The sequence below is a fragment of the Colwellia sp. 12G3 genome, assembly GCF_002836775.1.
GTDB lineage: Bacteria > Pseudomonadota > Gammaproteobacteria > Enterobacterales > Alteromonadaceae > Colwellia.
This window is the reverse complement of record NZ_PJAQ01000068.1, coordinates 252,118-275,599: the sequence shown is the minus strand read 5'-3', so window position 1 is coordinate 275,599 and position 23,482 is coordinate 252,118. Positions and strand designations below refer to the sequence as shown.

The window sequence follows — 23,482 nt, the reverse complement described above, 5'->3', positions numbered from 1 at the left end:
AAATTGACGGTTAAAATTTTAAACTAATGATTTACATACTCACCAATACAACAACAGTCTTGCAAACTAATGTTCGCCCACAAGAAAGTCAATTTGGTGACCCGTCAGTTAAAGCGCAGTTAAATTTAACGCTTAAACGAAAATTAACTCCACAATCTTTTCAAGATCAGCAACGCTATTTAAATAGTAGTGCTATTGCCGCTTATGTTTCATTAAATAAATTGGACCAGCGCCAGCGTTTTCGTGCTGGTATTAATTTAACAACACAACATGATGATAGTTTCAATTTCAGCCAAGGAAGTTCTAGCAGTGGTTTAGGCTATGCACTCGCTCTTTTTGAAAGCTGGTGGCGAGTAGTATTAAAAAAACCAGGTAAGTTCGCTTTCCCAATCTTTGCCACAGGCGAAATATTAACATCAGGGCATGTACTGCCAATAAGCCATATATGCGAGAAGATTGATTCTGTTTGTGTTTATGTAGAAGAAAATCAAGACCAATTTACCCAATTTTCTATATGTTATCCAATACAAAACGATAATGAGATAACACAAGAACAACGTAAAAAAATTGCTGACTTAGGTGGGAGTTTAGTAACAGAAACTCGGCTACAAAATTTAATTGGTGAGCTATTAGGTGACAATTACGATGGAGATCCTCTTGGTCGTTGGGCACCATTTAAAGGCTTAAGTAGTTTTGATTATGAAGACAGTATTCGCTTTTTTGGCAGAAGCAAAGACGTTAATCGTTTGTATGAAGATTTAAAACAAAATCAAGGTTTGCTAATTGTCAGTGGTGCAAGTGGTACGGGAAAATCATCATTAATTAAAGCAGGGTTAATACCTAAACTAGAGCGAGTTAGTAATCAATTTAATTGGGCTTATACGACACCATCAAAAGTATCGGAAAATATTGGGTTACTCGGCTTTCTTTTAGAAGAGTTAAACAAAGCTTGGCAATTAGAGATAAAAGGGCTGTCGATTGCAGAGTTAATATTAACCATTACGAACTCTCCCACTAAAGCCATTGAGAAAATTAGCGCTCTTGTTGACGATAATACACCTCCATGCTTAATTTATTTTGATCAGTTTGAAGAGGTTTTCAGCCAAGCAGACGAAAGTATTGTTATTACATTAAAAGCTTTAAACGACCTAGCAAACCAATTGAAGCCGCTAGATATAGTGTTGGCAATCCGTAATGAGTACCTAGGTCGTTTGTTAGATAATCAGGCACTTAGTTCACCCGTTATATCTAATGTGGCATCACAGCTTGAACTAGATGATTGGCAAGCAATTATTCATGAACAATCAGCATTTTCTGGGATTACTTTTGAGCATGATGGCGAGGGTGGTGACTTAGATAAAGTCATCATGGATGAGGCATATAAAACTCCTTATGCACTTCCTATGGTAGAGTTTCTATTAGAGCAGCTTTACCTCAAAGCTACGTTAGAAAACCCTAATGCAACGGAATTACAGTACCAACATTATAAAGAGTTAGGTGGACTTACTGGTGCCATTGCTTATAGAGCAACTCAAGTATTAAAAGACAATCAAGCCTCTGAAAAATTAACGGCTCAATTTTTTGATACTTTCGTTGGTTTAAATGGTGAATTTTTACCATATGCTAAACATGTTGATATTAATAAATTAGAGGCAGACGCTGCTCAAGTTTTTAAACTGGCTCAGCAATTTATTGATGCAAATTTAATTGTTAGTACGAACAATAACGGTGACCACACAACAATTAAATTAGTACATGATAGTTTGTTTGCTAACTGGAACGAACTGAAGCAATGGGTTGCAAAAAATAATGATTATTTAGAGTGGCGCTACAGTGTTGATGGTCAGTTTATACGTTGGTGTACGGGACAAAAAAATAATTACCTCATTAAGGATAACCGGATACTCAAAGAAGGCTGGCGTTATTTTAAAAATGGCATTATTAGTGATAACCGTTTAGCAAAATATCTCAAGTTATCTAGACGGCATAAAACCAATGTTCGTTTTAGCTTTTCCTTTACTTTTCTTGTGTTACCTATATTGATCGGTTCTATTTATTATTGGGATCACAATCGAGTTAAGAGCTATTACTTCGCTAATATCGGTGAAAAGTGGAGCGTACCATTTGGTATTTATGAGTTAAACGAAGAGAGAAAAGAACACTTAGGGAAATACTACCGACTTGATTATCAAGGAGGCGTGTTAAAAAAACTAAGCTATCAAAATAGTCTTGGAATATTGATAAAAAACAAGGAAAAGGACAATGCAGCCCTGTGGGAGTATAAATATACTGCCGATGGTAAATTATTATCTGTATATATAAAAACTGATACAAGAAAACTCAAGAGAATTGATAAATACCTATTTGAGAAAAACCAGTCAAATGTATTCATAGGTAAAAGTTATGGTTATGAAAATATTTTTAATATGCTAGATAAATTACAGAATTTTAAAGCTGACACAAAACTTAAATTAGAAATTTCTGGTATATCCCAATATAAATATTTTTATAACAAAGAAGGATTTATTAGTAAAAAATACTATTTAAATGCTTTTGGTAAGAGGGTTGAAGTTCCAGAACGTGCTTGGTTTGGAGAGGAGTATACTTACACCGAAAGAGGAAAAGTATCCACTCAGTCATTTTTAGCCATAAATAATCAACCATTAAAATCTTCCGTACCTGCTGTTATAAAATATGAACAAGACGAAAAAGGTTTTAATATAAAAAAGGTTAATATCTTTGAAAGCGACTCTTATATTGAAATTAGAAAATATGATAAATGGGGTAATAACACGGAAACTATACAGACTAATATACTTGGAGAATTAATTGGAAATGACGACAAGCCAGCTCGCACTGTTTTTGAGTATGATAGTTTAGGCAATAATATTCAAAGGTCTACATATGGTGTAAAAGGGTCGCCAATAAAAAACACTAATGGTTATGCCCGGATGGTTATTAAATATGACAAAAATGGCCGAGCAAGCCAATTGGAGCAATACATCCATGATATTAAATCTAAAAATAACACCATTAATAGTTGGAAAAACATTGATACCATCATGTTTTTTTATGACGAATCAGGCCATATCAAAAAAATTACTAACGGCTCAGAACATGAGCAATCGATAAGAGACAATTACCTCGTAATAAAGTTTAAGTATGATTCAAGTGGAAATTTAATTGAGCAAAGGATTCCTGGGAAATCAGATCTCTTCTTAAGCGAAAGTGGTAATCACGCATATGTTAAATATAAGTATAATTATTTAGGGTTCATTATCGAACAAGCAGCTTATACTGCTGCAGGGAAACCTGCTCTTTTTGATGATTATTATCACAAACTAGAGTTTTATTACGATGAAGTTGATCTTAATAGCGGACGTGCGTATTTTGGAGTAAATGGAGAACCTGTTGCAAATAAAGGTGGTGTTTGGAAATCTTCTTATGATTATGATGAATACAACCGATTAAAATCAATAAGTCATTATTATCCTAATAAAAAGCTTAAAGCATTGCTAAAAAATGATCAGTCAGGGAATCAAACCGAGGCCCTTTATTATGATGAAAAAGGTAAAAAACTATCAAAAAGCTAATGGCTATGTATTCTCTCCAGAAGCCTTAGATAAATTTCAATAATTGCTATTCTTGACCACTATCTTATAGCTCAACCATCACGTTTAATCGCAGATAAACTTCTAAGGTTAAGTTAGTAAATTAAATTGTTTTTAAAATAACTTTAATTAAATGTTAATTCTAACGGCTTATCTCCGTTTATTTAAATGAAGACTGAAATCTGTCTTTAAATAAACATTCAGGAGATAGAATTATGATCTACCAACAAAATACAAAAATATTACGAATTGATAGCCCTGTAGTCGTTAGGAAAACACCTATGAGTGCTTCAGGTAGTAATATGCTTAGAGCCATTCGGGACTACCTTCAAGAGAAACACTCTGAAAAATCAAATGAGGAGGTGGAAATACCTTTCCCCACAGCTATACACTTGATGATGGAAGAGTTCTGCCAGATTAAAGGTATTGAGCAACAATCTTTTGATTCCTCTTTAGATCAAGGTGCTAAAAAACAAGAGCAAAGGGTAAAGGAATTAGAGCAAGAAAAATCAGAAAAAAAGACAAAGGAACTAGAAGAAGTATATGTCGGAATTGGAGATAAAATAATTAATAACATTATCAAATTAATAATTGTTGAAAATGGAATTTGTAAGATTCACCTTGATCTACAAAAACTTCATTTAAAGTTGAGTCCCATTGAAAAAAAGAAGCTAAAAGGTTTTCATGTTAGCGCTATAAGTAATAACTTTTTAAATGAAACTTCGTTAATAAACTTCTTACGCTCTATTAATTACCCAAAGGCAATCGCAAGGTTTACCGACAAAAGGAATAAAGCAAAAGCCAAGAAAAAAACTAAGATTACAAAAACACAAAAAGTACAAAGAATAACTAACCTACCAGCCAATTCAATAGATGATATTCTTGAAACATCATCTGGCCTAAAAAAGATAGGATTAGGTCTTGAAAGTAACGTTAAGATTAGTAGAGTTAGAGCTTATGAGGTAATTATCGATAAAAACACATCATTAGACTCTACTTATGATAAAAGTATTTTGTATGCTGCTGGGTGGTCTATTAAAGGGGCGGATAATTAATACTACTCAACAATAAACCGAGCTTATGTGTATTTTTCAATTAGACATCAACTTAAAAGACGATTAAAAAAAGAGAGAATTTTAGTGGTTTTACAAATTGGTGCAAATCTAAAAAATCAACATCCGGTTAGTTGGTATGAAAAGTCTGAAAAAACAAGGGTTTTCACCAGTAATGTTAGTTGACGCTAAAAATTCCCACCTTATAAATCAACCCCCCCCTTATAATACATCTAATTTAACCATACGATCCTAAGGTTAAATTAGTTAATTAAATTGTTTTTAAAAATAATTTAATTTAAATGTTAATTCCAACATTTTATATCCGTTTATATAAATGAAGGCAGAAAATCTGCTTTCTAATAAACATTCAGGAGATATAAATATGAGCTACAAACAAAATTCCAACCAATGGATTTCCCCCAATTTAAACAGAACATTTAACTGGTCTATGACTTCTGTTAAATGGTTATTTATTACTTTGTTATTTATGCCTGCTTGCTTTGCACAGTCTTCATTTGATCAAGCAATAACTGCTGCTGAAAATGGGGGCGAAGAATCACAGTACGAACTTGAATTGATGTATTTGAATGGAGACAAAACAACCCAAAATTATAAAGAAGCTTTATTTTGGAATACTAAAACAGCAGAACAGAACTCTATTAAAGCTAAATACCATTTAGCACTAATGCACCATGATGGTTTAGGTACTGAGCAAAACTACGAGAAAGCAATAGAGCTTTATAAAGGTCCAGCTCTGAATGGACTTGTCCAAGCGCAATTTAACTTAGCTCATATATATGATGATGCTAATGGCAGTTTTGAAGATACATCAGAAGCAATCTATTGGTACAAAAAAGCGGCTGGACAAGGGGATGCTGATGCCCAATTTAATTTAGCGCTTATATATGATGATGTTAATGGTGATTTTGCAGATACATCAGAAGCAATCCATTGGTACAAAAAATCTGCTGAACAAGGGGATGTTGATGCCCAATTTAATTTAGCGCTTATATATGATGATGTTAATGGTGATTTTGCAGATATGTCAGAAGCAATCTGTTGGTACAAAAAAGCTGCCGAACAAGGGGATGTTCAAGCCCAATTTAATTTAGCACTTATATATGATGATGTTAATGGCGGTTTTGAAGATACAGCAGAAGCCATCTATTGGTACAAAAAAGCTGCTGAACAAGGAGCCGCTGATGCCATTTGAATATTCTAGAGTGATAGAGCATTACATTTACACTGCTATTTTTTCCATACTTTATGTTCATTCAATAGTTATTAAGGAGTTGTGATGGAAGTCATATTGTTTATTTTTCTAGGTATTATTGCTTTATTAATATATCTAACTCCTGCAATTATCGCTTCAAAGAGAAATCATAGGAATGCTAAAGCAATACTTATTCTGAACTTGTTTTTAGGTTGGATGCTTTTTGGTTGGGTTGGTGCCCTTATCTGGGCTTTCACAAATGATATTGATTAAAAGTAAATACGTTTAATGTCATTTTAATACCCTGGTGTATTTCAAATCCTCAACTCTACTAAGCCTAGTATTTGTTTCAGGGCTAAGAAAAATAACGGCAAATAATAAAATTTCTAAATAGAAGCATTCGTATGAGTGTTTTTATTTGAAAGGACTAATCTATGAAAGAAAGAACCTCAGAGCAAAAAATTGATCGTATTAAAAGCAAAATAAGAGCATGTTTAGCGAAAGGTACAGGAGATAATAGCAGTGAACATGAAGCCCAGGTTGCATTATTACAAGCAAATAAGTTAATGAAAAAGTATGGGTTAATTGTGAAGCTTGAAGATGTTGAAAAAGAAAAAATGAACATGATCACAAAAATACTACCTATTCAGCAAATAATAGAAAGGTCACTTATTAATGCCATATGCGCTTCAACAGAAGTTTTTACTGCATTTGGGGATCCAAAAGAAAGCGATGATTATTTCAATTTAGATATCGACTTTACAGGAGAGCAGTATTCCATTGATATAGCAGTGGAAACTTTCTTAGCTGCGATGAGTATCATAAGGAAAATGACTGATGTTTATAAAGAAGGTAGGTATCTTTCAGGTGAAGCGTTTTCTAAGGGGAATATTGAAGATTATCAATTTGGATTAGTTGATGGATTAGCAGATAGATTCCGTACTATGGATAGAGAGCGAAAGCGTAAAGAAGGAAAGGATTATATAGGAGGTAACCAACTAATACCAGTTAATGCTAGGTTTGAAATAGCAGCTAAATGGTATGAGGAAAAACACGGTGAATTAGGGACTTGTAAAAAGATATCTATACCCACTAGTTCTGAATATTATCGAGGTTACTTGGACAGTGACCAGATAATGCTAGGGAAAGGATTGAATGAAAATAAGGAGAAAGAGCCAAATCTTGACCTTTTTAATCAGGTGTTTGATTCTTAAGTAAAGATATTTGTAAAATGAAAATAAGCAATTTTATTGGTATGTAGGGCAGAATGTTTTTTGCCATTAAATTATAAAGAGTTAAGGACTGCTTTGTCGGATCACTTGTCGGTAGATAAGTCAGGGCTAACGTATCAAAGTGATCCTTTTTTGACCTAGGCTTTATGTTGGTTTAAAGAGCTTATGGTGGCAAACTAAAATGCAATTTGGTGGCACTGGTAGTAGATATTTTCCATCTGAGTTGCTGTACTCATCTAATTCACTATATATATTTAGTCCATTCTTTATCACTTTTACCTTCCATGAAAGAATGACTTTAGTAACTTATTTTTTTATTCCAAGGCTTTTCCAGTACTTTTTATGGGACATTGGTATCAGCAAAAAGCTTAGTGAAAAAGAAAATACATATAACGCTAAAATATTTAACGAATTGCTCTTTAGAGGTTTTGAATACCATCTTTGGTAGAAGTAATAAGAAATAGTAAGGTTGACCACATTAAGGATTAATAGCTTGACTCCTAATAGGTCTAAGGGGGAAAAAGCTAATATAAATAAAGGCATACAAGTGTATAATATTGCACAAATCATCAAGTTATCAACTTCTCTATCTGTCATGGTTTCATCTCTAATTAATTTAAATAGTGGTGACTTTAAAATACAATTACTTTTAATAACCAATTAACTTTGATGACTGAGAATTGTGTTCATTTAAATGAATGCCTTCGAATCTTTGTACAATATCAGCACCCTCCCTAGCCCAAATATGAAATTCAAATGTTGCCTTTTTTAAGAGCGTAAAACGACTACCTCCCTCAAAAAAGCTCCCGCAATGATTTCCCATACCATAAACAAGCTCTTTAACAGTACCGTTCAAGTCAATTGTTAATACTTTATTTTTGCTTAATACAGAGTTAACGGACTCATTCCAACCATTTAAAGGTTTCTCTAGCATGTAATATTCATTACCATATATTTCACATGTATGTACTTTTATACTTGATGGCAAAGTAGATATTAACTTTTCCCAATCCATGGTTATGTCTACCTTTGCACTCCACATATGTTCACCACTTTGGTGTATTGATACATCAAGATCTTTGTGTTCTACCCCAAAGGAGCTTTTTGCAAATAAAAAGGCATCTGATAAGTTTCTTTTCAATTCAATATGTTCATTTTTAGCAATACGCAAAAGAATACTTACATCCTCAAAAGCTAACTGTTTAACGGAAACATTAAGTTTGCTGCTGGTTTTCCATATGTCATTCTGCAACCTTATTAATTCATGTGCCTGACCTTTATTTGTACCTGTTGCCAATTGCTTTTCTAGGATTTTAACTTTATGTGCAATAGCTTCTATTCTATTAGCCAGCATTTTGTTTTTAAAATAAGCATCAGCATAGTTATCATAATCGTTGGTAGACATCTCAAAATCACCGGAAAGAATCAGCTTTAACTTGTCAATTTCAACTTTATAATTGACAGCCACATTATTAAATTGGATTGAGGCCAAAGCAAAACGCTTGATAACTTCGGTCGAAACCCCCTTGTTTGAGTACTCAGTGGTTCTCAATAATAATTCTTTACTTGTTCCGAGCACTTCTAACTTAAAGTTATGCTTCATTTGATTTACTAATTCCGTTTCCGTAATGCCTTTCTGCATGAACGACTCAATTGTAAAAGGTGTTGCAGAAAATGCTTTAAAGCTTACTTGTAAAATAAGTAAAGCGGCGATTACACATTTAATATTCAATATCTCAATTCCTTAATTATTCAGTAAGGTAATTATATGGCCTTACTTATCTTTTATTTTATCTGAAAGCTGTTTCTTGCAGTTCAGCTCTAGCAGGCTAATTTTCTTTAGTTCCAGGGGCGATAACTGTTGACCTTCAATGACCTGAATTCTATGTAGACTTTCAGATTGTTTAGCAATCAACAATTTACTTGTGCCTGCAACTTGAGTACTTTTTTCTTGGCTTTTATCTAGTAAAGAATTTAAGTACTCATAGTTGTCAGCACATTTAGGTTCGCCTGCTAAGCACAACGAAGAAACAAGAAATAACTTAATTACTAGACTTGTTATTAAGCTCTTCAAATAACTCATTTGCACTTTGCTTAGCCCCTTTAGAGTTTTGTAAATTCTGTTGGTATTGATTAACCGCATTCTCAACATCCCAAACAAGCCAAATAAATGCCCGGTAACTACCATTTTCAGCAATCAATTCTTTTTTATGGATAACATAACCAGTAACGTCTGTTTGTTTAACGATCGCTTCAATCGCTAACTGTGAGCTAGAGCTATTCTTTACATCCAAATTATTTTGATAAAGTTTGGATATGCCAGAAACATTATTTTTTAGCTTTTGTGCTAAATCATACAAAGCTAGGGTTTTAGCATCTTGCAAAGCTGATACAGGGCTGCCTCTTCTTATAGTTCCTTTTCCACTCAGTAGTGTCGTTGCACTTGGTTCCTCCTCTAAAAACCAGTCAGGAATGTTATCAACTGTTTTTTCAGCTTCCTCTTGTTTTTCTTTTTGTTGATTTACCTTAAATTCATGTACTTGTTCTTCGACAGAAGAGCTACAGCCACTTGAAATAAAGCCAACGATAACAACACATAGCATTAAAGATGTTTTCATGTTTTTTCCCTTTATGATTTAATTTATTAATAACTTATAATTTTCTGTTGTACTCAGATTCAAATTTATGAAAATGAGCTAATGAATAAAAATGACTTTTGGTACTCGCAACTTCTCGGAGTAGCATGCACGATAAGCCATAAAGTTGTTTTGGACTCATGTGGCACTCCTCAAGTTGTTGATGGAAATACTCTACTATTTCTTCTATATCTAATTCTTTATCTTTCAAAGCTGCCCCCTAAAAAAATAGTAAAACCAGTGTCTTTGTAACATGTCGTTTTATGCTGTCAAAAACGCTGTAATTATTGCTTTTGAACATTTATAGGCTCTTAAATTGAGTTTACTCCCACCTTATTTAGGTAGCTTTCTCGGTAAATCTTATTATTGAAGCTGGTAAAGAAAACGAACTCAGCATAACCTTTAGATATACGAGCTAACTTCAAACAAACACCATTGGTTACTTCTTTAATATTGTTTAATTTACAAGTAGTCATTGAACCATTCTCTAAATCTGTTAGCTCAACACCTTCTCCCTCCAAGTGAACTTGTAATGTTTGAGCATTTATAAATAACTTTTCTTTATCTTTTAGCGCTAAAATTAATGGCATAATTATCTCCTAATGAGTTTTGTTTAAGTCTTCAAAACGGATATCTTTTGTTGCATAAATATCTCGTATAAATATTTGTTCTTCTTCTGAGGTGGTCAGGTCATATTGAATACACAGTTCAATTAATCTGGAGCTTAAGCACAAAATTAAATATTCAGAGTTTTCTTGTGTCTTAAAATTTTCTATAAGCTGTCTTATTTTTTGGTCGTCTATATATCTAGTCATTTATATGCTTAGTAAATTAAAGTTAATTGTTAATAAGTTGCCTATTGTCTCTCAGCTAATTCTTTCGTCAAAAAGAGAAAACTGAACTGTATATTGGACCAATTTAGGCAGCATCATATAGATACACATGTAAGTTTGGGGCTGCATTTTCTTCCCAAAGTCTTTCTACTTCATCGAATGAAACCACTTCTTTGTGCCTTAAATTGAAGATGGCAAAATCATAAAAACAACAGTTGATCATTTCAAAACAGTATCCCGTTTGATTTGTTACTCGTTGAAGTACTTTTGAGATAACATATCCTGTTGGTAATAATTTAGTTGTCATGGTTTTCTCCTGAAAATTTAATAACCTGTTAATTGGTATCTATTTTCTATCACCTAGAGACTTAGTCAAAAATGGGAAAGGGCTAAAAATATATTGGTCCAATTTTTACATATCAATATTTATAGAGGTTGGGGGGAGAATTTGCAGAACTCTGTTTATTTCAGGTTAAGGCAGACAAACCAATCAACAGATAGCTGATTGGTTTTAAAGTTAATAACTTAGGCATGGGGGTATGATTTATTCCGGCTGACGTACCGTGATAACTATTTGTTTTCAATGGTTGCTTCATCAGCGCAATACTGTAGATAGCAAAATTAAGTTACTTGTTTGGAATAAAAGTAAGCGCGCAACTAAGCAACAGATAGTGACGTGGTTTAATGGAAATTTAGAGGAAGTTAATTTCTGAATATGCTCTGCCGTATTATTTAAAAGCCAAATTAAACTTGCCTAAACTAGAGATATAGAGGATGTAATGTATTTAAATAACATTTGCTAACTATCTTTAATAAAAATCCGTGACCAAAATTAATCGACCACTAAAAAGGTACATAAACTATTAGCCTTGTTATTCCATATAAAATATGATGTTCCCGATCCAGATATATGAAGTTGTTTTTTAGAGGTAATATATGGTTAATGATGAAATAGATAAAGTTAATGAAATAACAGACGTGAAAGACTGGCAAGATAAAGAAAGAAGACTTCAAGAAATTAAGAACCTGTTAGATAAAGAAATTAATGCTAATAAAGCAAACCTAGAAATAGTTATAAATTTACGTATTGAAGCTAGAGTACTGGCAGCACAATTGAAGTCTTTTTTAGATGATAACTTTAAAAAGGCTCAATAATTATGGGTGTTAAACCTAATACGCTAACCCTTGATGGATTGTATGAAAAAATTACTGACGTATTAGATGACAAATTAGATTTCTTTGAAGGGTTAACCATATCTGGCATTTCAATTATTCATAAGGACACTGATTCTTGGAATGGATTTTTAAGTGGGACAGCTAAGACAGGTGATAAAGACGGTAAAATAAATATACAAATAAAGAAAACTCTAATGGAAAGCGTTTTATCCAATTTACTTCCTCATCAATCCTGTTCTGCAAAATATGACGTTGTTATAAAATCTTTATATATAAATCGCTGGGGTTCTGTAACCATTATAGCCAGCGGTATTAGGGAGACTGGTATCTCTGATCGTCAACTGCTCATACGAAGATTAGAAAAATATTGCAGTACGAAAGGTTACTTCGAAAAAGAAAAAAATGTTTTACCTAAATTAATTACATCCGTCTTAGCTCTCACTTCTGAGCATTCAAATATATCAGGTGATTTATTAAAGCTTAACGATCAACTTTCTAGTAAATTCCAACATGAAAATTGTTCAACTTCACAACAAGTTGCTGATTATATCAATGATAACCAGCAAGGTTTTGACTTATTAGTTTTATATAGGGGGGGGCATGAAGACGAAGCCATGAACATGTTTTCTAATGAGGTTATCATTGATGCAATTATAAACTCTGCTATCCCTGTTTGTGTAGCACTTGGACATGAATCAGATAGACCTTTCATCTATAAATTAGCTGATTATGAGAGTGCAACCCCCAGTGCTTTTGCTGGAGAGATCAAAAGCCATAATGACAATACTTGCAATGAGTTTAAAGATATATTGAATAAAGGACTACCAGAAACACTAGTAAGTTTGAGGGAACATTTTCAATCTCGTATTTCATCTTTACACGATGAAATTGAAAGTTTAGCAACTCAGGCTATAGTAAATAATAAAGTTGAAGAGTCTAATAATAAAGCTGAAAAGTATAAATTATTAGCCTTTGTTATGGTTATTATTTTTTGTGTTTATTTTTATTTTAACTAAATAAATAAAAGTAGTTAGCTGATGCCGAGAATTGTTGGATTCATCTATTTAAGTCGTTGGTGGAGGAGATATAGACGAGGCCCTTGACTGTGCGCCATATAAATATTTGAGTAGGCTAAGGGTAATACTCTCTACTCAAGCCATGTTTACCTCATCGAATGATATTCACTAATTTTAAGTTTATTACGTGTAAGACACAACGCTTGAGTAAAGTTAGGTAATTCAAGTGCTACCTGCATCATTTTGATTGGTAAAAAATGCTAAGGTTGGCGTTGTGATACATTATTAAGCCAAGTGTCAGCCTAACAATTATTTTGATTTTATTTTTTAATAGTGTAAATGGTAAAGATAGCTAAGTTAAAAAGTTTAATTACTATGTCTACAGTGATTAATTTATGATAGTTTTGTGGGGAAAGGCTATATTTGGTAACCTTGCGACTTTTTGATCTATTCATGACTAATCGATTGGAGTTTTACAATAGTTGATTGTATCGCTTTAATGTACCATCTAGAAAAACCTTCATTATTTATCATAGAAATATTATTGGGATAAATATTACGGAACGAACGATAAGCAGCGTCCGTTATGGGCTTAATTAAATTTTCATCGAGGTTCATAAACTCTATTCCTTCTTTTATTTCTTCTTTTATTTCAATTGCTTGCTGTATTAATTCATCACGGTTTTTAGTGTCTGTTTTTTCTAAGTATGTTTTTATTTTTTTTTCTTTTATATCTATTACTTTTTGAATGAATACCTCCATTAGATTGAAAAAATCATTTTGATAAAGGTCAACTATATCTTTTGGAAAGCCTGTGCAAAGAAAGTGTAGCTCACCAAGACTGAAATTTATTTCGCCTTTAATGCCTGATTTATCTAATGCTTCTTGAATAATTAATACTGAGTAGTTTTTTAGTTTATCTTCGAATGGTATTTTTGAAAGATTCAGCTTTAATAGTTCATTTTCTTCAACAAGTACCGAGTTTTCTTCCTTTAACTTAGCTATCTCTCCCTCTAAAGTTTCAATTTTAGTTGAAGACAATTCATCTTGAACTTTATGAGTACTAATGTCAGTTTCCTGTTGTGCCTTAAAGTAGTCATTAATAATATGTTTTAAAGTTTTAGAGCTTGTTGATATTCCTTTTTCCTGTTTCAGTTGGTTAACGTAGTTTGCTTCTTCTTTATTGAGCCGGGCTTTTATTAAATGCAATTCACCATTATGGACTTTTTTATTGTAGTTTTCATTGGCTTGTTGCTGTTTATTTTGTTTTTTTGTAATCATGTTTTACTTTAATTATAAATAAAGGGAGTTACTTGGTGAACTTACTTAATCACTTTTTATTGCTCTATTAAGTTCAACTTAAGGCTTAGTGGACAATTGTAATGGCTAAGGCTATATGTGTGGGCGATTTAATATCAAAGCTCAGTAAACTAGAAGTTTTATTTTACAGTGGCTTAAGGGGCGTTAAGTAGCCATGAACTGACATTAGCTGTTGAGTTACTAACGGCAGATCAGAGCATAAAGCGGTAGTTAATCCAGAGCATGTTCAAACAGCCCTGTTTGGATCGCTCCTTTAACTGCAAACCGTTTACCTATTAATCATCGATATGAAGTAGCTAGATCTATATTTGTGTATTATTTCACATTTACCTTTAATTAAAGATAGGAGTTGAAAATAAAAAATTCACTTTAAGGATCCCTCCTAATTTAATTTTAAGCTACCCATTCGCCAATTATAAATTTGATAATTTAATCCTTTTTGAGTTATGAACAATCATATCTAATTTAGTGTATTCAACAGTCCCCGTGAATTCATAAACACCCCCAGCATCTTCATATCCGATAGAGCTATCTGGGATATATTGAAGCCATTCATTATCACCATTGTCGTTCATATCATCTTGAATATACTTTGCGCCTGTTGAATAAAAATCGTTACTCTCTAATACTGTTTCTTTAATGCTAATAACGCGATAACCAAACAATCCTAAAACTGCTTTAATTTTGAATTCGATCATTGTTTTTTCCTTTTATATTTACCGAAATTTAATCCCGTGTTAAATAAAGATAATACTTCTATCTCGATGTCACTAATAGATTTTCCTCTACAAATCATCGTTATTGTCAGATTCATGACACTTCACAAGATCTTTCCAGTGATTATCTTCTTTTCTGTAGAAAGTTCTGGAATAGTTAATAATTCTATTTTTACTCTATATACCTGAGTCGTTAGATATTCTTTGTAACTGATGTGAGGGGAATTCCTGACAAAAATAATAATGTTAACTTAAGTCATTTCTCAAACTATCGACTATCTTCAAATTTTTTATTTAGCATTCTTTGTAATTCAGCCCTTTTTATTGCGGCCTCTAGTTCAGGTGGCATAATTATTCCTCTATTTATGTTCTGACTTTGAAAAATAGTGTCATCTCTCATGTTATCTCAATTATTGCAAGATATCTGCTAGGACGACTACTTAACAATAACACGTCATTTAAGGGTTATGACTTTAATTATGTCATTACAATGAGGAGGGACCTTTCACAGCTGGGACCAAGACAAAAATGCGCTTAGCGTATTTTTATAGAAATGATGTACGCTAACGCGGACATCATTTTTTATAGTTATTTTTTGAAGATAGATATCACGTTACTAGGCAGGTTATCGTGGTCTGTCTCTTTTTGAACCTGTTTTACCTTGCCATCGTGATTTGGAAGGTACAGCCCATCTTTGCGTGATTCTTCAATGGCTCTTTTGACCTCTATTGCCCAGTCATCCGGAATTGCTTTAAGTTGGGTGTTCGAGTGGTGGTGTTTTTCTTGTTCTGAGAATTCTTTATACGCCACAGGGGTGCTATCCAATTTGATGTTTCCGTTTTCTAATAGGACAAAATACCTTTTTCTTTTATCAACGACTTCATAACCTATTTTCTCTATTTTGACTGGTGCACTTACTTTTTCATCAAAGTCCCATGCGTAGTGTGTTTCATTAGCGTTGGCCTCATATTCTATGCGAGATACGTCGCGATGATTCATTAGAAAATGAATATTGGCGACAATGTCATTATGGCCAGAGCCAGGGAAGAATTTTTGAAGTTTGGTTATTTTGAACAGCAATTCTGATAAGGCCATCAGGTAATTTTTTGATTTTACGCCTAAAGGTCTATTTACTTTTCCTGCTTCAAAATCAGCCAGTACTTTCGTGTAGTATGCCAGTGCTTGTGCGTGGTACTTGGTTGTCGTTGCTAAATCAATATCTGTATGTGAGTTCATGTCTTTTCTTTATGTGGTCTGTAATATTAGGCTAATGATATAGGAACATTTAATCGTGTCAAAAATGGCCATCACCCTATTTTGAATGGTAAGTGTGTCCCCAAGTACATCGTTTTGCCTGTCTGATTATTATAATGGTATTAACCTTTGTGCTATGCAAAATAATAGCCGTAATCCATTCCAGTAGTGTTAGATGATGCCGAGGATTGTTTGATTTATCTATTTAATTTGTTGGTCGGGGGAGTTCTAGACGAAGCCATTGATTGTGCGCCTCGTCATGTTGCATGCCCTATTAATGTCGATAAGGTTACCCGAGTGGTATCAAAAGAAAGGTAAAACACATGAACCAGAAAGAACTAGAAGCTTTTGCTAAATAAGCTGCATATTCTCATGCATTGCGCTCACTCAATACCAATGGGCATCATAGTATTAGGCATTGTTTTGTAACTATCAATATAGAAAAGTTTTACACCAATTTTAAAAGAACTTCAGCAATTCCTTAGTGGAGTCGTGATATTCGAGGAATTTAATAGGGTGCTTGGCAAAAGTCTCCTTAGTAGACTTTTGAGGTACTTGTGAGCTCAAAAAAAGTGATTACTTCAATTTAATCACTCTGTTTTGAAAATAGGATTGAATAGCTAACGGTTGTTTATTTTATCTTAGTTAGTAGCCTTTTTATATCAGCCTTATTTTTTAGTACATCTAGTTGTCGGTGACAATTGGGGCAGAGTGCAGCAAAGTTACACGCTTGATACTTATCAGCACTGGCGCCTTGTTCAATATATGCCAATTCTGTATACGGAGATCCATCAGGCAAGCAAAAAGGCATAAACTTTTCACATAGCTCACAAATACCTCCTGAACGCTCAAGTAAAGCAGCTCTGAGCTCTTTAATTTGTGGTTCAAGCCTTTCTTTGCTCTTTTCATTTCGAATGGGCATAAAAATCTTATGAACATAATCATCGATATCTATACCTAATAGAACAAACAATTTCTCAGCAGTTTCAATAGACAGGTTTTTATCACCAACCCGTACTGCTGATATATGACTTCTTGTTTTACCAAGTAACTTAGCAAGCGCAGCATCACTTTTTACATTGTGAGCAATTTTCGCTTCATCTAATAGCTCATTCCATTGACTATATTTAGCATTCATTTTGTATACCTAATGGTTGACATTGTAACAATTCAAAGAACTATTGTACACCTTTTGGTATTCGTTATTAAATTTATATTGTCATTAGTGTGTACACCTAATGGTTGACATCTAATGTTCTATGTAATAAATTAAACGTACACCAATTGGTGTACATTTATTTTGAATATCATGGAGTATTAATTATGTTGTCATTATCAAGAAAGCGTTTGGAGTCAATTTTGATCGGGTCTGATTTGTTAGAAGTTGTCCATATAATGAATTCAGCGGTGCATGTGGATATTCATTTGCAAGAAGGCTTAATTAAGACAGTTAGGCTTATTGAAGGGGATACATTCAGTTTGGGAGAAGGTGAGGTATTTGTTCACTCCATTGCTAAAAATATAGTTCGTTTTGGCTTCGATTACCCTAGCCATATTTCAATAATGCGAACAGAAATCTTAAGCAGAATACCGAGCAATAAATTTACTAAAATTAAAGGTGTTGTTGAGCTTCCACAGTTAAAAAAAACCGAGGATACCAATACAGTTTTTAATAAAAAAAGGAAGATTGAAGTGCTTGAACTATTGTCAAAATTTTCCCCTAAAAAACTATCATTTACCATAGATAGTATTGCTGATGACATTAGAAATATGGCGTAAAACTCGCGTTTATAAATTTTGTACGGTAAGTCTGAGGTGATTATGCGAATAGATAAAAAGCAAGATATTGAAGCGTTAGTTAAGTCTTTTAAGGGAATATTAGAGCGAAATAATCAGTATGATATTTTAGTGTCCGTTGAAGACTTACCTCGTGGTACAGGATCTCTCTATTTAAATATAAACCCATCCGGAACAATGATTTTTAGAGTCCTCCAACGCTATAAAGGTAGACGAGAATTTACTGTGCTCGGTAGGTATTCTTGTGATGATTCTATTGGATTAACACTAGCCAATGCACGTGAAAAAATGCGTGACTTGGCTAAGATTATTCAAAGTTTGAATGGTGAAAAGAGCCTTAAACAGTATCAAAAAGAACAAAGATTATTAAAAGAAATAGAACAACAGAGTATGCTAAAAAAAGGCACTGTTGTTGAACTTATTGCTGATTATACAAGTCATATGAAACTCGAAGGTAAGCGAACATTCAATCAAGTTAAACATGAATTATTAGCTAATATGAAGTCACTTTTATCAGTAGAAGCATCGAAAATTACTTCTAATGATGTATGTAAAATTTTAGGTAGATTGATACAGAGGGGAGCAGAAGTTCAGTCGAATCGAGTTCGTTCATATATCATGAGTGCTTTCAATTTTGGTATCAAATTTGATAACGATCCTCGCTACACCCATAGAGGAAAAAAGTACCTTGTTGATGTTAATCCCGTTATGTCTATACCTCGTCAATCATCAGCTGAAAAGCCTCGTGATAGAGTACTTTCAACGGAAGAAGTCGCGGATCTCCTACATAACCTAAGTGGCAATCATTTCTCAATTCAGGTTGCAAAATTCATCAAGTTATTACTAGTTACCGGTGGGCAAAGACCATATGAGTTATCAGTTGCACGGTGGTCAGATATTGACTTTGAAAATAGGGTTTGGACGATACAAAGTCATGTATCAAAGAACAAAAAGGTTCACCTTGTTCCTCTAGTTGAATCAGCAATCACACAACTAAAAGAGCTGTTGGCGATGACTGGTGAAGGTGAACTTTTATTTCCTAAAAAGTATAATTTAGATGAACCAATGCCAACATCAACACTGGCGCAAGCTATTAGGGGGTACTGTAAACAACAAGGTATAAAACCATTCCAACCGAAAGATTTTCGACGAACGATTAAGACCAAAATGGGAGAGTTGGGTGTTGAGAAATCAGTGAGAGATCGCCTTCAAAATCATGCTTTACAGGATGTTTCTTCTCGTCATTATGACAGATATGATTACCAAAAAGAGAAATTAAGTGCACTGCTTTCGTGGGAGAAATGGCTACTAAACCTTAATAAAACGTATTGAAAAACTAACCATTAAATATCCTAAAAAGTCATTTTATTTAGGTGAAAATCCTAACTATAAATAATAAAATTACTCCAAAAGAGTGTGATATTAATGCAGATGTCTAACATATATTGAGTAATTGATTAGCCTGATATCTTAGTTAATATCTATCCTAAATCCAATTGATTGAGTAGGTCTTTTCTTAGGCTAAAATGCAATGCCCGATGTTGTATTGGAAGCCTATTTGATGTGAAGCTACTATTTTCATGACAGAGACGACTTTGTCCTGGATTAAAGAATAATCGAGTTGAAAAATTGTTTTTTTTACTCATAAAAAGTTGCTTGTCTTAGTGTATAGGTTTTTTTGTCTTTTTTGTGTCACTCCCCCCGTTACTTAGACAAATATTTTGTCCGAGTAACGCTTCATAAATTGGTCCGAGTAACGGCCATTAACTTTGTCTTAGTAACGGTTTAGAAATTAGTGAAGTAACGGATCTTGATTCTGTCTGAGTAACGGTTTTCGTCTTGTTAACTTTTAAGACACTCTGCTGTAAAGTTTGATTAGTTATGAAGGTAACTTAGTTAATAAAATAAGAAGCGTGAAACTTTTTATTAGCACTGAAAAGTCACTTAAAATATTTTTTATTTGCCTAGTTCAATGTTACCTTAGCTACAGCGTAGTAAAATCAGTCGTAGAATAAAATATTACTTGCTACATCCACCGACTATGAATCGATGGATGTAGAAGGATAATTTAACGCTCTATGATTGTTTCTTGACCTTCAAAATTAATTGGCAACAAGCTAAGCAATTTAATCGCTTTGGTATTAAGAAAAAAACTCCTAGCAAAGCCATTAACGTTTTCAGTTTTAATTTCTCTTTTATCAATGATAACTTTTTGTGGGTAGGATAAAAGATGTTTGTATCTCACAAGAAAAAACAGCGCGTTTTCTTTAGCGTATAATGCCGAACTATATCTTGCGATAGCTAATATACCTTCAATGGTAACTTGACCAAAATTTTTGTAAGGATCAAACCTTGTGTAGGAAACAAGCGATGAAGTTATTTCAATAATTTGTTCTGCAATACTTTCAGCTAGAATTTTTTCGTTTTCAAAGTCAGAAAAACTATGTTCTCGCCATTTAGTATTAGCCCTGACTGCCTTTATTCTTATCAGCAATTTTTTGCTATTAAAATAGAGCGAACTAACATTGAAGTAGTCACAAGTTTTTAGCTTTTCCCTCACTGAATAAATGCTATGGTCTTGCTCAAAATAACCAACAGATAATATGACCTTTATTTGTCTTTCAGGCTCAATCACAAACACTTAGCCCCAGTGGTTAATTTTAATATCAAATTCATTTAATTTAAACTGCTTGAAGAGTAACTTAATTGCTTTTAATATCTGGGGAAGCTCTTTTTCACTAACATTAATGCCGCTTATTTCTTATTTCTTGTTTATGATAGGGAAGGGCTCTGCGAATTCTCTTTGCTCTATTGATTGAATGAGCTTATTTATGTTCATCACCAGAGCCCTTACATAGATTAATTCGAATAGACTTTTCTCGTTTACCCACTTCACCTTTTTGAGTGATGATAGGGCCTGACAAAATTATTTCGTTGGGATAGTAATCTACACGCTCTATCTTAAAATGAACTTTTCTCCCATCATGCCAATATGAGTTGGTACAAATCCAGTCACCTATTGTTAAGCCAAAAGTTAGGAAGAGTAGTTTTTTACTTAGCTCTTCCATCGTTAACTCAATAGCTTCATTTTGTTTATTAAGATGAGAAATTTCTTATGCAAGCTCGCTTAAACATGTTGATGAACTTGAGTCTAATTGCTCTATTGTATCTTGGTATAAATTTGCCAGTTCATTTTTCACTTCATCTAGTGCGTAATAACGGTCATTTATTTTTCAAATTCAGTTTGTTGAGCATCAAGCTCTGAAGCTATTGCTTTAGCAAAAGGCAGCTGCAGATTTGCTAAGTTTATCGTTTTAAATTCACGGCCATTATCAAGTATTTCATCAACTCTTCTCTCTGCAGTCGATACTACTTAGATTTACTTTCATCAAAAGGAACTTTATGACGGCACAACTATCAGAGACAATTATATATGAAGGAGAAAGTAGATCTCTTTTATCATGTTCACTAGGTGTATTACTTTTCACTGACCAATACACTATCCCCTTTTCAAATAAACTGTATGACTCTATGGCGAGGGTATTTAGGCGTATGGGAAATAAAAGAAGAAAGGTTGTATTTAATACAACTTAACGCCGAATTTGATGATGATAACGAAACAACTATTCAAGATATATTTCCTGTCTTTTCTGATCCCGTTTTTGCCCCTTGGTGTACTGGTGAGCTAAGAATTACAGAAGGGGATCAGATGAAATATGAGCATAAAGGCTTTAGTCAGAAATAACGCATAGAAGCTCAAAATGATTTACTTATTATCTATTTGTCCATAGGTCTTATCACTATAGTATAGGTGCTGCATTACTTAATAATCATTTCTTTAAGACGGAAGGTACTTCGGTTAATAAGGTATCTATAGGCTATTTTTTTCTAGGCTTAATAGTTGGTTCATTCATTTGGCCATTTATGACTTATTCCAATGTAAACTCATGTTTAACCCGCGATTCCAGGCTGATGTATTTAGTATGAAGAAAAATGATTTAATTGAGGTAATGTCAGTTTTAGACATAGAAACAAAAGAGATTGTATTTGACCCATTAAACGAAGTGCAGCAAGTGCCATTTGGCCACCTAAATAATACATGGGAGGAGTTTAAAGGCAGTTATAGCTTATCAACACTATGGTCATTTAAATGTGAGTATAAGGATTACTCCGGATTTTTTATTAAAGAAGGGTATGCGAAGTTAGAAAATGATGGGTCTATAAATACATATTTTATACATCAAAAGTATCGAAAACCAATAAATTAAATAAATTGTGACAGCACTGTTGAACAATAACGTTAGTAAATGATTTATTCAACAACCAGCCCTATATCATTTACTAACGGTGAGTTTTTCTCTAACAAATAAACCAATCCAAATACCTATTAACATCCCTGTAACTGAGACGATCCCACCTGGAGATAACGTTGGTAAGGCCAGTAAAAGTTGTGAGTCATTGCCTCCAAGAGCTAACGATGCCCCAACCCCCATACAGGTGCCCGCTACTATATGTAATATCCATTGTTGCCAACTTGATGCTATCAATTCAAAATTTTTCGTATGCCAAGCAGCTGAAAACATACCAATTATCAAAGATAAAAATAATAAATAACTCTCTACTGGTGGCCATAAAGAGTCATTAATACCTGCTAATGCATGGCTTACTTGATATAAAAGCCCAGATGGTGGCCATTTAGGATCGAACAGAAAGACAAAACCCCCGATAAGTCCTATTGACATCATTGTCAGCCATAGTTCTCTCCGTTTTTTGTTGCCTATAAAAGCCCAAATTAACAAGGCTACTGAAATAGAAATGAGTATGCCTAATGTTATATTGTTAGATAAGAAAAGCTTTGTATGATTGGTGGAAGGACTCCATTGAGCCAAAATTGTCCACCCAATTAGCCAACCGACTATAGTGAAAATCATTTTTGAATCACCACGAGATAGTTTACTCAAAGTGGAGACACCGCAGCCTTGGTTGAATGCGGTGCCAAAACCAAAGATAATGCCACCTATGGCAAACCAGCTGCTAGCTTCATAGGTTTTAAAGTTAGTATTAATACCCAAGTAATTCGCGTAAATCATAGCTATCCAAGCGAGAATTCCACTCAACAGTAATGCGAGTAGAAACTCTGGTTTTCCACTCTTAAGCTCGTTAACGCCCCTCACCATACACAGACCAATAGATTGGGCTAAAAAGCCGATAATACAAACGAGTAGGAGCGAAATTGGTAGCAACATCATTTTTGTTCTTATTAGTTTTTATCTATATAGTATGGGCTATAGTTACTTTTTATTCATTAATATGTGATTCTGTATTGATTTGATGCAAATATATAACATTTTCAATAGTATATACGAAGGATATACACATAAGATTTTTTCATCTTTTGGCGAACGGTAATTGGAAGTTCAAAGGCTGTTTATGACAAGGATATTAAAGTGGATTTTATTTTAGCCTTATTCGATGTATTCATAGGTATCGCTTTTATTATTATTGTAATAAAAGTTTGGAAAGTTATATTTCTCTGGTTTTTCCCTAAAGAGTAAGCATGAGGATTATGTCCTATCGTGACTTTAGTGATAAAATGATTACCTTACAAAATAACAATTGACTC

At 33.5% G+C, this 23,482-nt stretch carries 22 protein-coding genes; 11 read left to right on the top strand and 11 right to left on the bottom strand.

Going from position 1 to position 23,482, the window contains the following annotated elements:
* The first annotated feature begins 26 nt into the window (after positions 1-26).
* The 5 genes from CXF71_RS18780 (at position 27) to CXF71_RS18760 (ending at position 7,093) form a co-directional block, all read left to right on the top strand.
* Entirely contained in the window at positions 27-3,593 is a 3,567-nt protein-coding gene (locus CXF71_RS18780; protein ID WP_101234467.1) for an ATP-binding protein, read from the top strand.
* A gap of 233 nt (positions 3,594-3,826) precedes the next feature.
* Positions 3,827-4,666, top strand: coding sequence for a DUF7195 family protein (locus CXF71_RS21570; protein ID WP_198559918.1), 840 nt, complete (start codon positions 3,827-3,829; stop codon positions 4,664-4,666).
* Positions 4,667-5,048: 382 nt separating this feature from the next.
* Positions 5,049-5,879, top strand: a complete 831-nt coding sequence (locus tag CXF71_RS18770) for a tetratricopeptide repeat protein (RefSeq protein ID WP_198559917.1) — start codon at positions 5,049-5,051, stop codon at positions 5,877-5,879.
* 84 nt (positions 5,880-5,963) lie between these two features.
* Positions 5,964-6,152 (top strand): superinfection immunity protein, encoded by a 189-nt coding sequence (locus CXF71_RS18765; protein WP_101234465.1) that lies wholly within the window; start codon positions 5,964-5,966, stop codon positions 6,150-6,152.
* 161 nt (positions 6,153-6,313) lie between these two features.
* On the top strand, positions 6,314-7,093 hold the full coding sequence (locus CXF71_RS18760; protein ID WP_101234464.1) for a DUF2786 domain-containing protein: 780 nt from the start codon (positions 6,314-6,316) through the stop codon (positions 7,091-7,093).
* A 667-nt stretch (positions 7,094-7,760) separates the two neighbouring features.
* Here CXF71_RS18760 and CXF71_RS18750 read toward each other — a convergent pair.
* From CXF71_RS18750 to CXF71_RS18725, 4 genes are all read right to left on the bottom strand, one after another.
* On the bottom strand, positions 7,761-8,843 hold the full coding sequence (locus CXF71_RS18750) for a hypothetical protein (protein ID WP_101234462.1): 1,083 nt from the start codon (positions 8,841-8,843) through the stop codon (positions 7,761-7,763).
* 310 nt (positions 8,844-9,153) lie between these two features.
* Positions 9,154-9,729 carry a hypothetical protein gene (locus CXF71_RS18740; protein WP_101234460.1) on the bottom strand — a complete coding sequence of 192 codons (576 nt, stop codon included), beginning with the start codon at positions 9,727-9,729 and terminating at the stop codon, positions 9,154-9,156.
* Positions 9,730-10,058: 329 nt separating this feature from the next.
* A complete protein-coding gene (locus CXF71_RS18735; RefSeq protein WP_101234459.1) occupies positions 10,059-10,337 on the bottom strand; it encodes a hypothetical protein in 279 nt (92 codons plus the stop codon).
* Positions 10,338-10,665: 328 nt separating this feature from the next.
* Positions 10,666-10,887, bottom strand: coding sequence for a hypothetical protein (locus tag CXF71_RS18725; protein WP_101234457.1), 222 nt, complete (start codon positions 10,885-10,887; stop codon positions 10,666-10,668).
* Between the two features lie 629 nt (positions 10,888-11,516).
* Here CXF71_RS18725 and CXF71_RS18720 point away from each other — a divergent pair.
* Both CXF71_RS18720 and CXF71_RS18715 read left to right on the top strand, forming a co-directional pair.
* Positions 11,517-11,735, top strand: a complete 219-nt coding sequence (locus tag CXF71_RS18720) for a hypothetical protein (protein WP_101234456.1) — start codon at positions 11,517-11,519, stop codon at positions 11,733-11,735.
* A 2-nt stretch (positions 11,736-11,737) separates the two neighbouring features.
* Positions 11,738-12,772, top strand: a complete 1,035-nt coding sequence (locus tag CXF71_RS18715) for an exodeoxyribonuclease VII large subunit (RefSeq protein WP_101234455.1) — start codon at positions 11,738-11,740, stop codon at positions 12,770-12,772.
* 447 nt (positions 12,773-13,219) lie between these two features.
* On the opposite strand, the gene CXF71_RS18710 is transcribed toward CXF71_RS18715, so the two are convergent.
* From CXF71_RS18710 to CXF71_RS18695, 4 genes are all read right to left on the bottom strand, one after another.
* A complete protein-coding gene (locus CXF71_RS18710) occupies positions 13,220-14,053 on the bottom strand; it encodes a hypothetical protein (protein WP_101234454.1) in 834 nt (277 codons plus the stop codon).
* Positions 14,054-14,505: 452 nt separating this feature from the next.
* The gene (locus CXF71_RS18705) at positions 14,506-14,790 is read right to left on the bottom strand and encodes a hypothetical protein (RefSeq protein ID WP_101234453.1); all 285 of its coding nucleotides are present in this window, start codon (positions 14,788-14,790) and stop codon (positions 14,506-14,508) included.
* Between the two features lie 606 nt (positions 14,791-15,396).
* Positions 15,397-16,044 carry a hypothetical protein gene (locus CXF71_RS18700; RefSeq protein WP_101234452.1) on the bottom strand — a complete coding sequence of 216 codons (648 nt, stop codon included), beginning with the start codon at positions 16,042-16,044 and terminating at the stop codon, positions 15,397-15,399.
* Positions 16,045-16,693: 649 nt separating this feature from the next.
* Complete coding sequence (locus CXF71_RS18695) at positions 16,694-17,200, bottom strand: helix-turn-helix domain-containing protein (RefSeq protein WP_101234451.1); 507 nt, start codon at positions 17,198-17,200, stop codon at positions 16,694-16,696.
* 185 nt (positions 17,201-17,385) lie between these two features.
* Between CXF71_RS18695 and CXF71_RS18690 the strand changes: the two genes are divergently transcribed.
* Both CXF71_RS18690 and CXF71_RS18685 read left to right on the top strand, forming a co-directional pair.
* Positions 17,386-17,841 carry a hypothetical protein gene (locus CXF71_RS18690; protein ID WP_101234450.1) on the top strand — a complete coding sequence of 152 codons (456 nt, stop codon included), beginning with the start codon at positions 17,386-17,388 and terminating at the stop codon, positions 17,839-17,841.
* A 42-nt stretch (positions 17,842-17,883) separates the two neighbouring features.
* The gene (locus tag CXF71_RS18685) at positions 17,884-19,191 is read left to right on the top strand and encodes a tyrosine-type recombinase/integrase (protein WP_101234449.1); all 1,308 of its coding nucleotides are present in this window, start codon (positions 17,884-17,886) and stop codon (positions 19,189-19,191) included.
* Positions 19,192-19,927: 736 nt separating this feature from the next.
* On the opposite strand, the gene CXF71_RS18680 is transcribed toward CXF71_RS18685, so the two are convergent.
* Positions 19,928-20,494 carry a hypothetical protein gene (locus CXF71_RS18680; protein WP_101234448.1) on the bottom strand — a complete coding sequence of 189 codons (567 nt, stop codon included), beginning with the start codon at positions 20,492-20,494 and terminating at the stop codon, positions 19,928-19,930.
* Positions 20,495-20,684: 190 nt separating this feature from the next.
* Positions 20,685-20,927, bottom strand: coding sequence for a hypothetical protein (locus tag CXF71_RS18675; RefSeq protein WP_101234447.1), 243 nt, complete (start codon positions 20,925-20,927; stop codon positions 20,685-20,687).
* A 455-nt stretch (positions 20,928-21,382) separates the two neighbouring features.
* On the opposite strand from CXF71_RS18675, the gene CXF71_RS18670 reads away from it, so the two are divergent.
* Both CXF71_RS18670 and CXF71_RS18665 read left to right on the top strand, forming a co-directional pair.
* On the top strand, positions 21,383-21,604 hold the full coding sequence (locus CXF71_RS18670; RefSeq protein ID WP_157826800.1) for a hypothetical protein: 222 nt from the start codon (positions 21,383-21,385) through the stop codon (positions 21,602-21,604).
* 238 nt (positions 21,605-21,842) lie between these two features.
* On the top strand, positions 21,843-22,127 hold the full coding sequence (locus CXF71_RS18665) for a hypothetical protein (RefSeq protein WP_157826799.1): 285 nt from the start codon (positions 21,843-21,845) through the stop codon (positions 22,125-22,127).
* A gap of 66 nt (positions 22,128-22,193) precedes the next feature.
* Here the strand turns inward: CXF71_RS18665 and CXF71_RS18660 are convergent, their stop codons facing one another.
* Positions 22,194-23,108 carry a YeeE/YedE thiosulfate transporter family protein gene (locus tag CXF71_RS18660; protein WP_101234444.1) on the bottom strand — a complete coding sequence of 305 codons (915 nt, stop codon included), beginning with the start codon at positions 23,106-23,108 and terminating at the stop codon, positions 22,194-22,196.
* Positions 23,109-23,482: the final 374 nt, after the last annotated feature.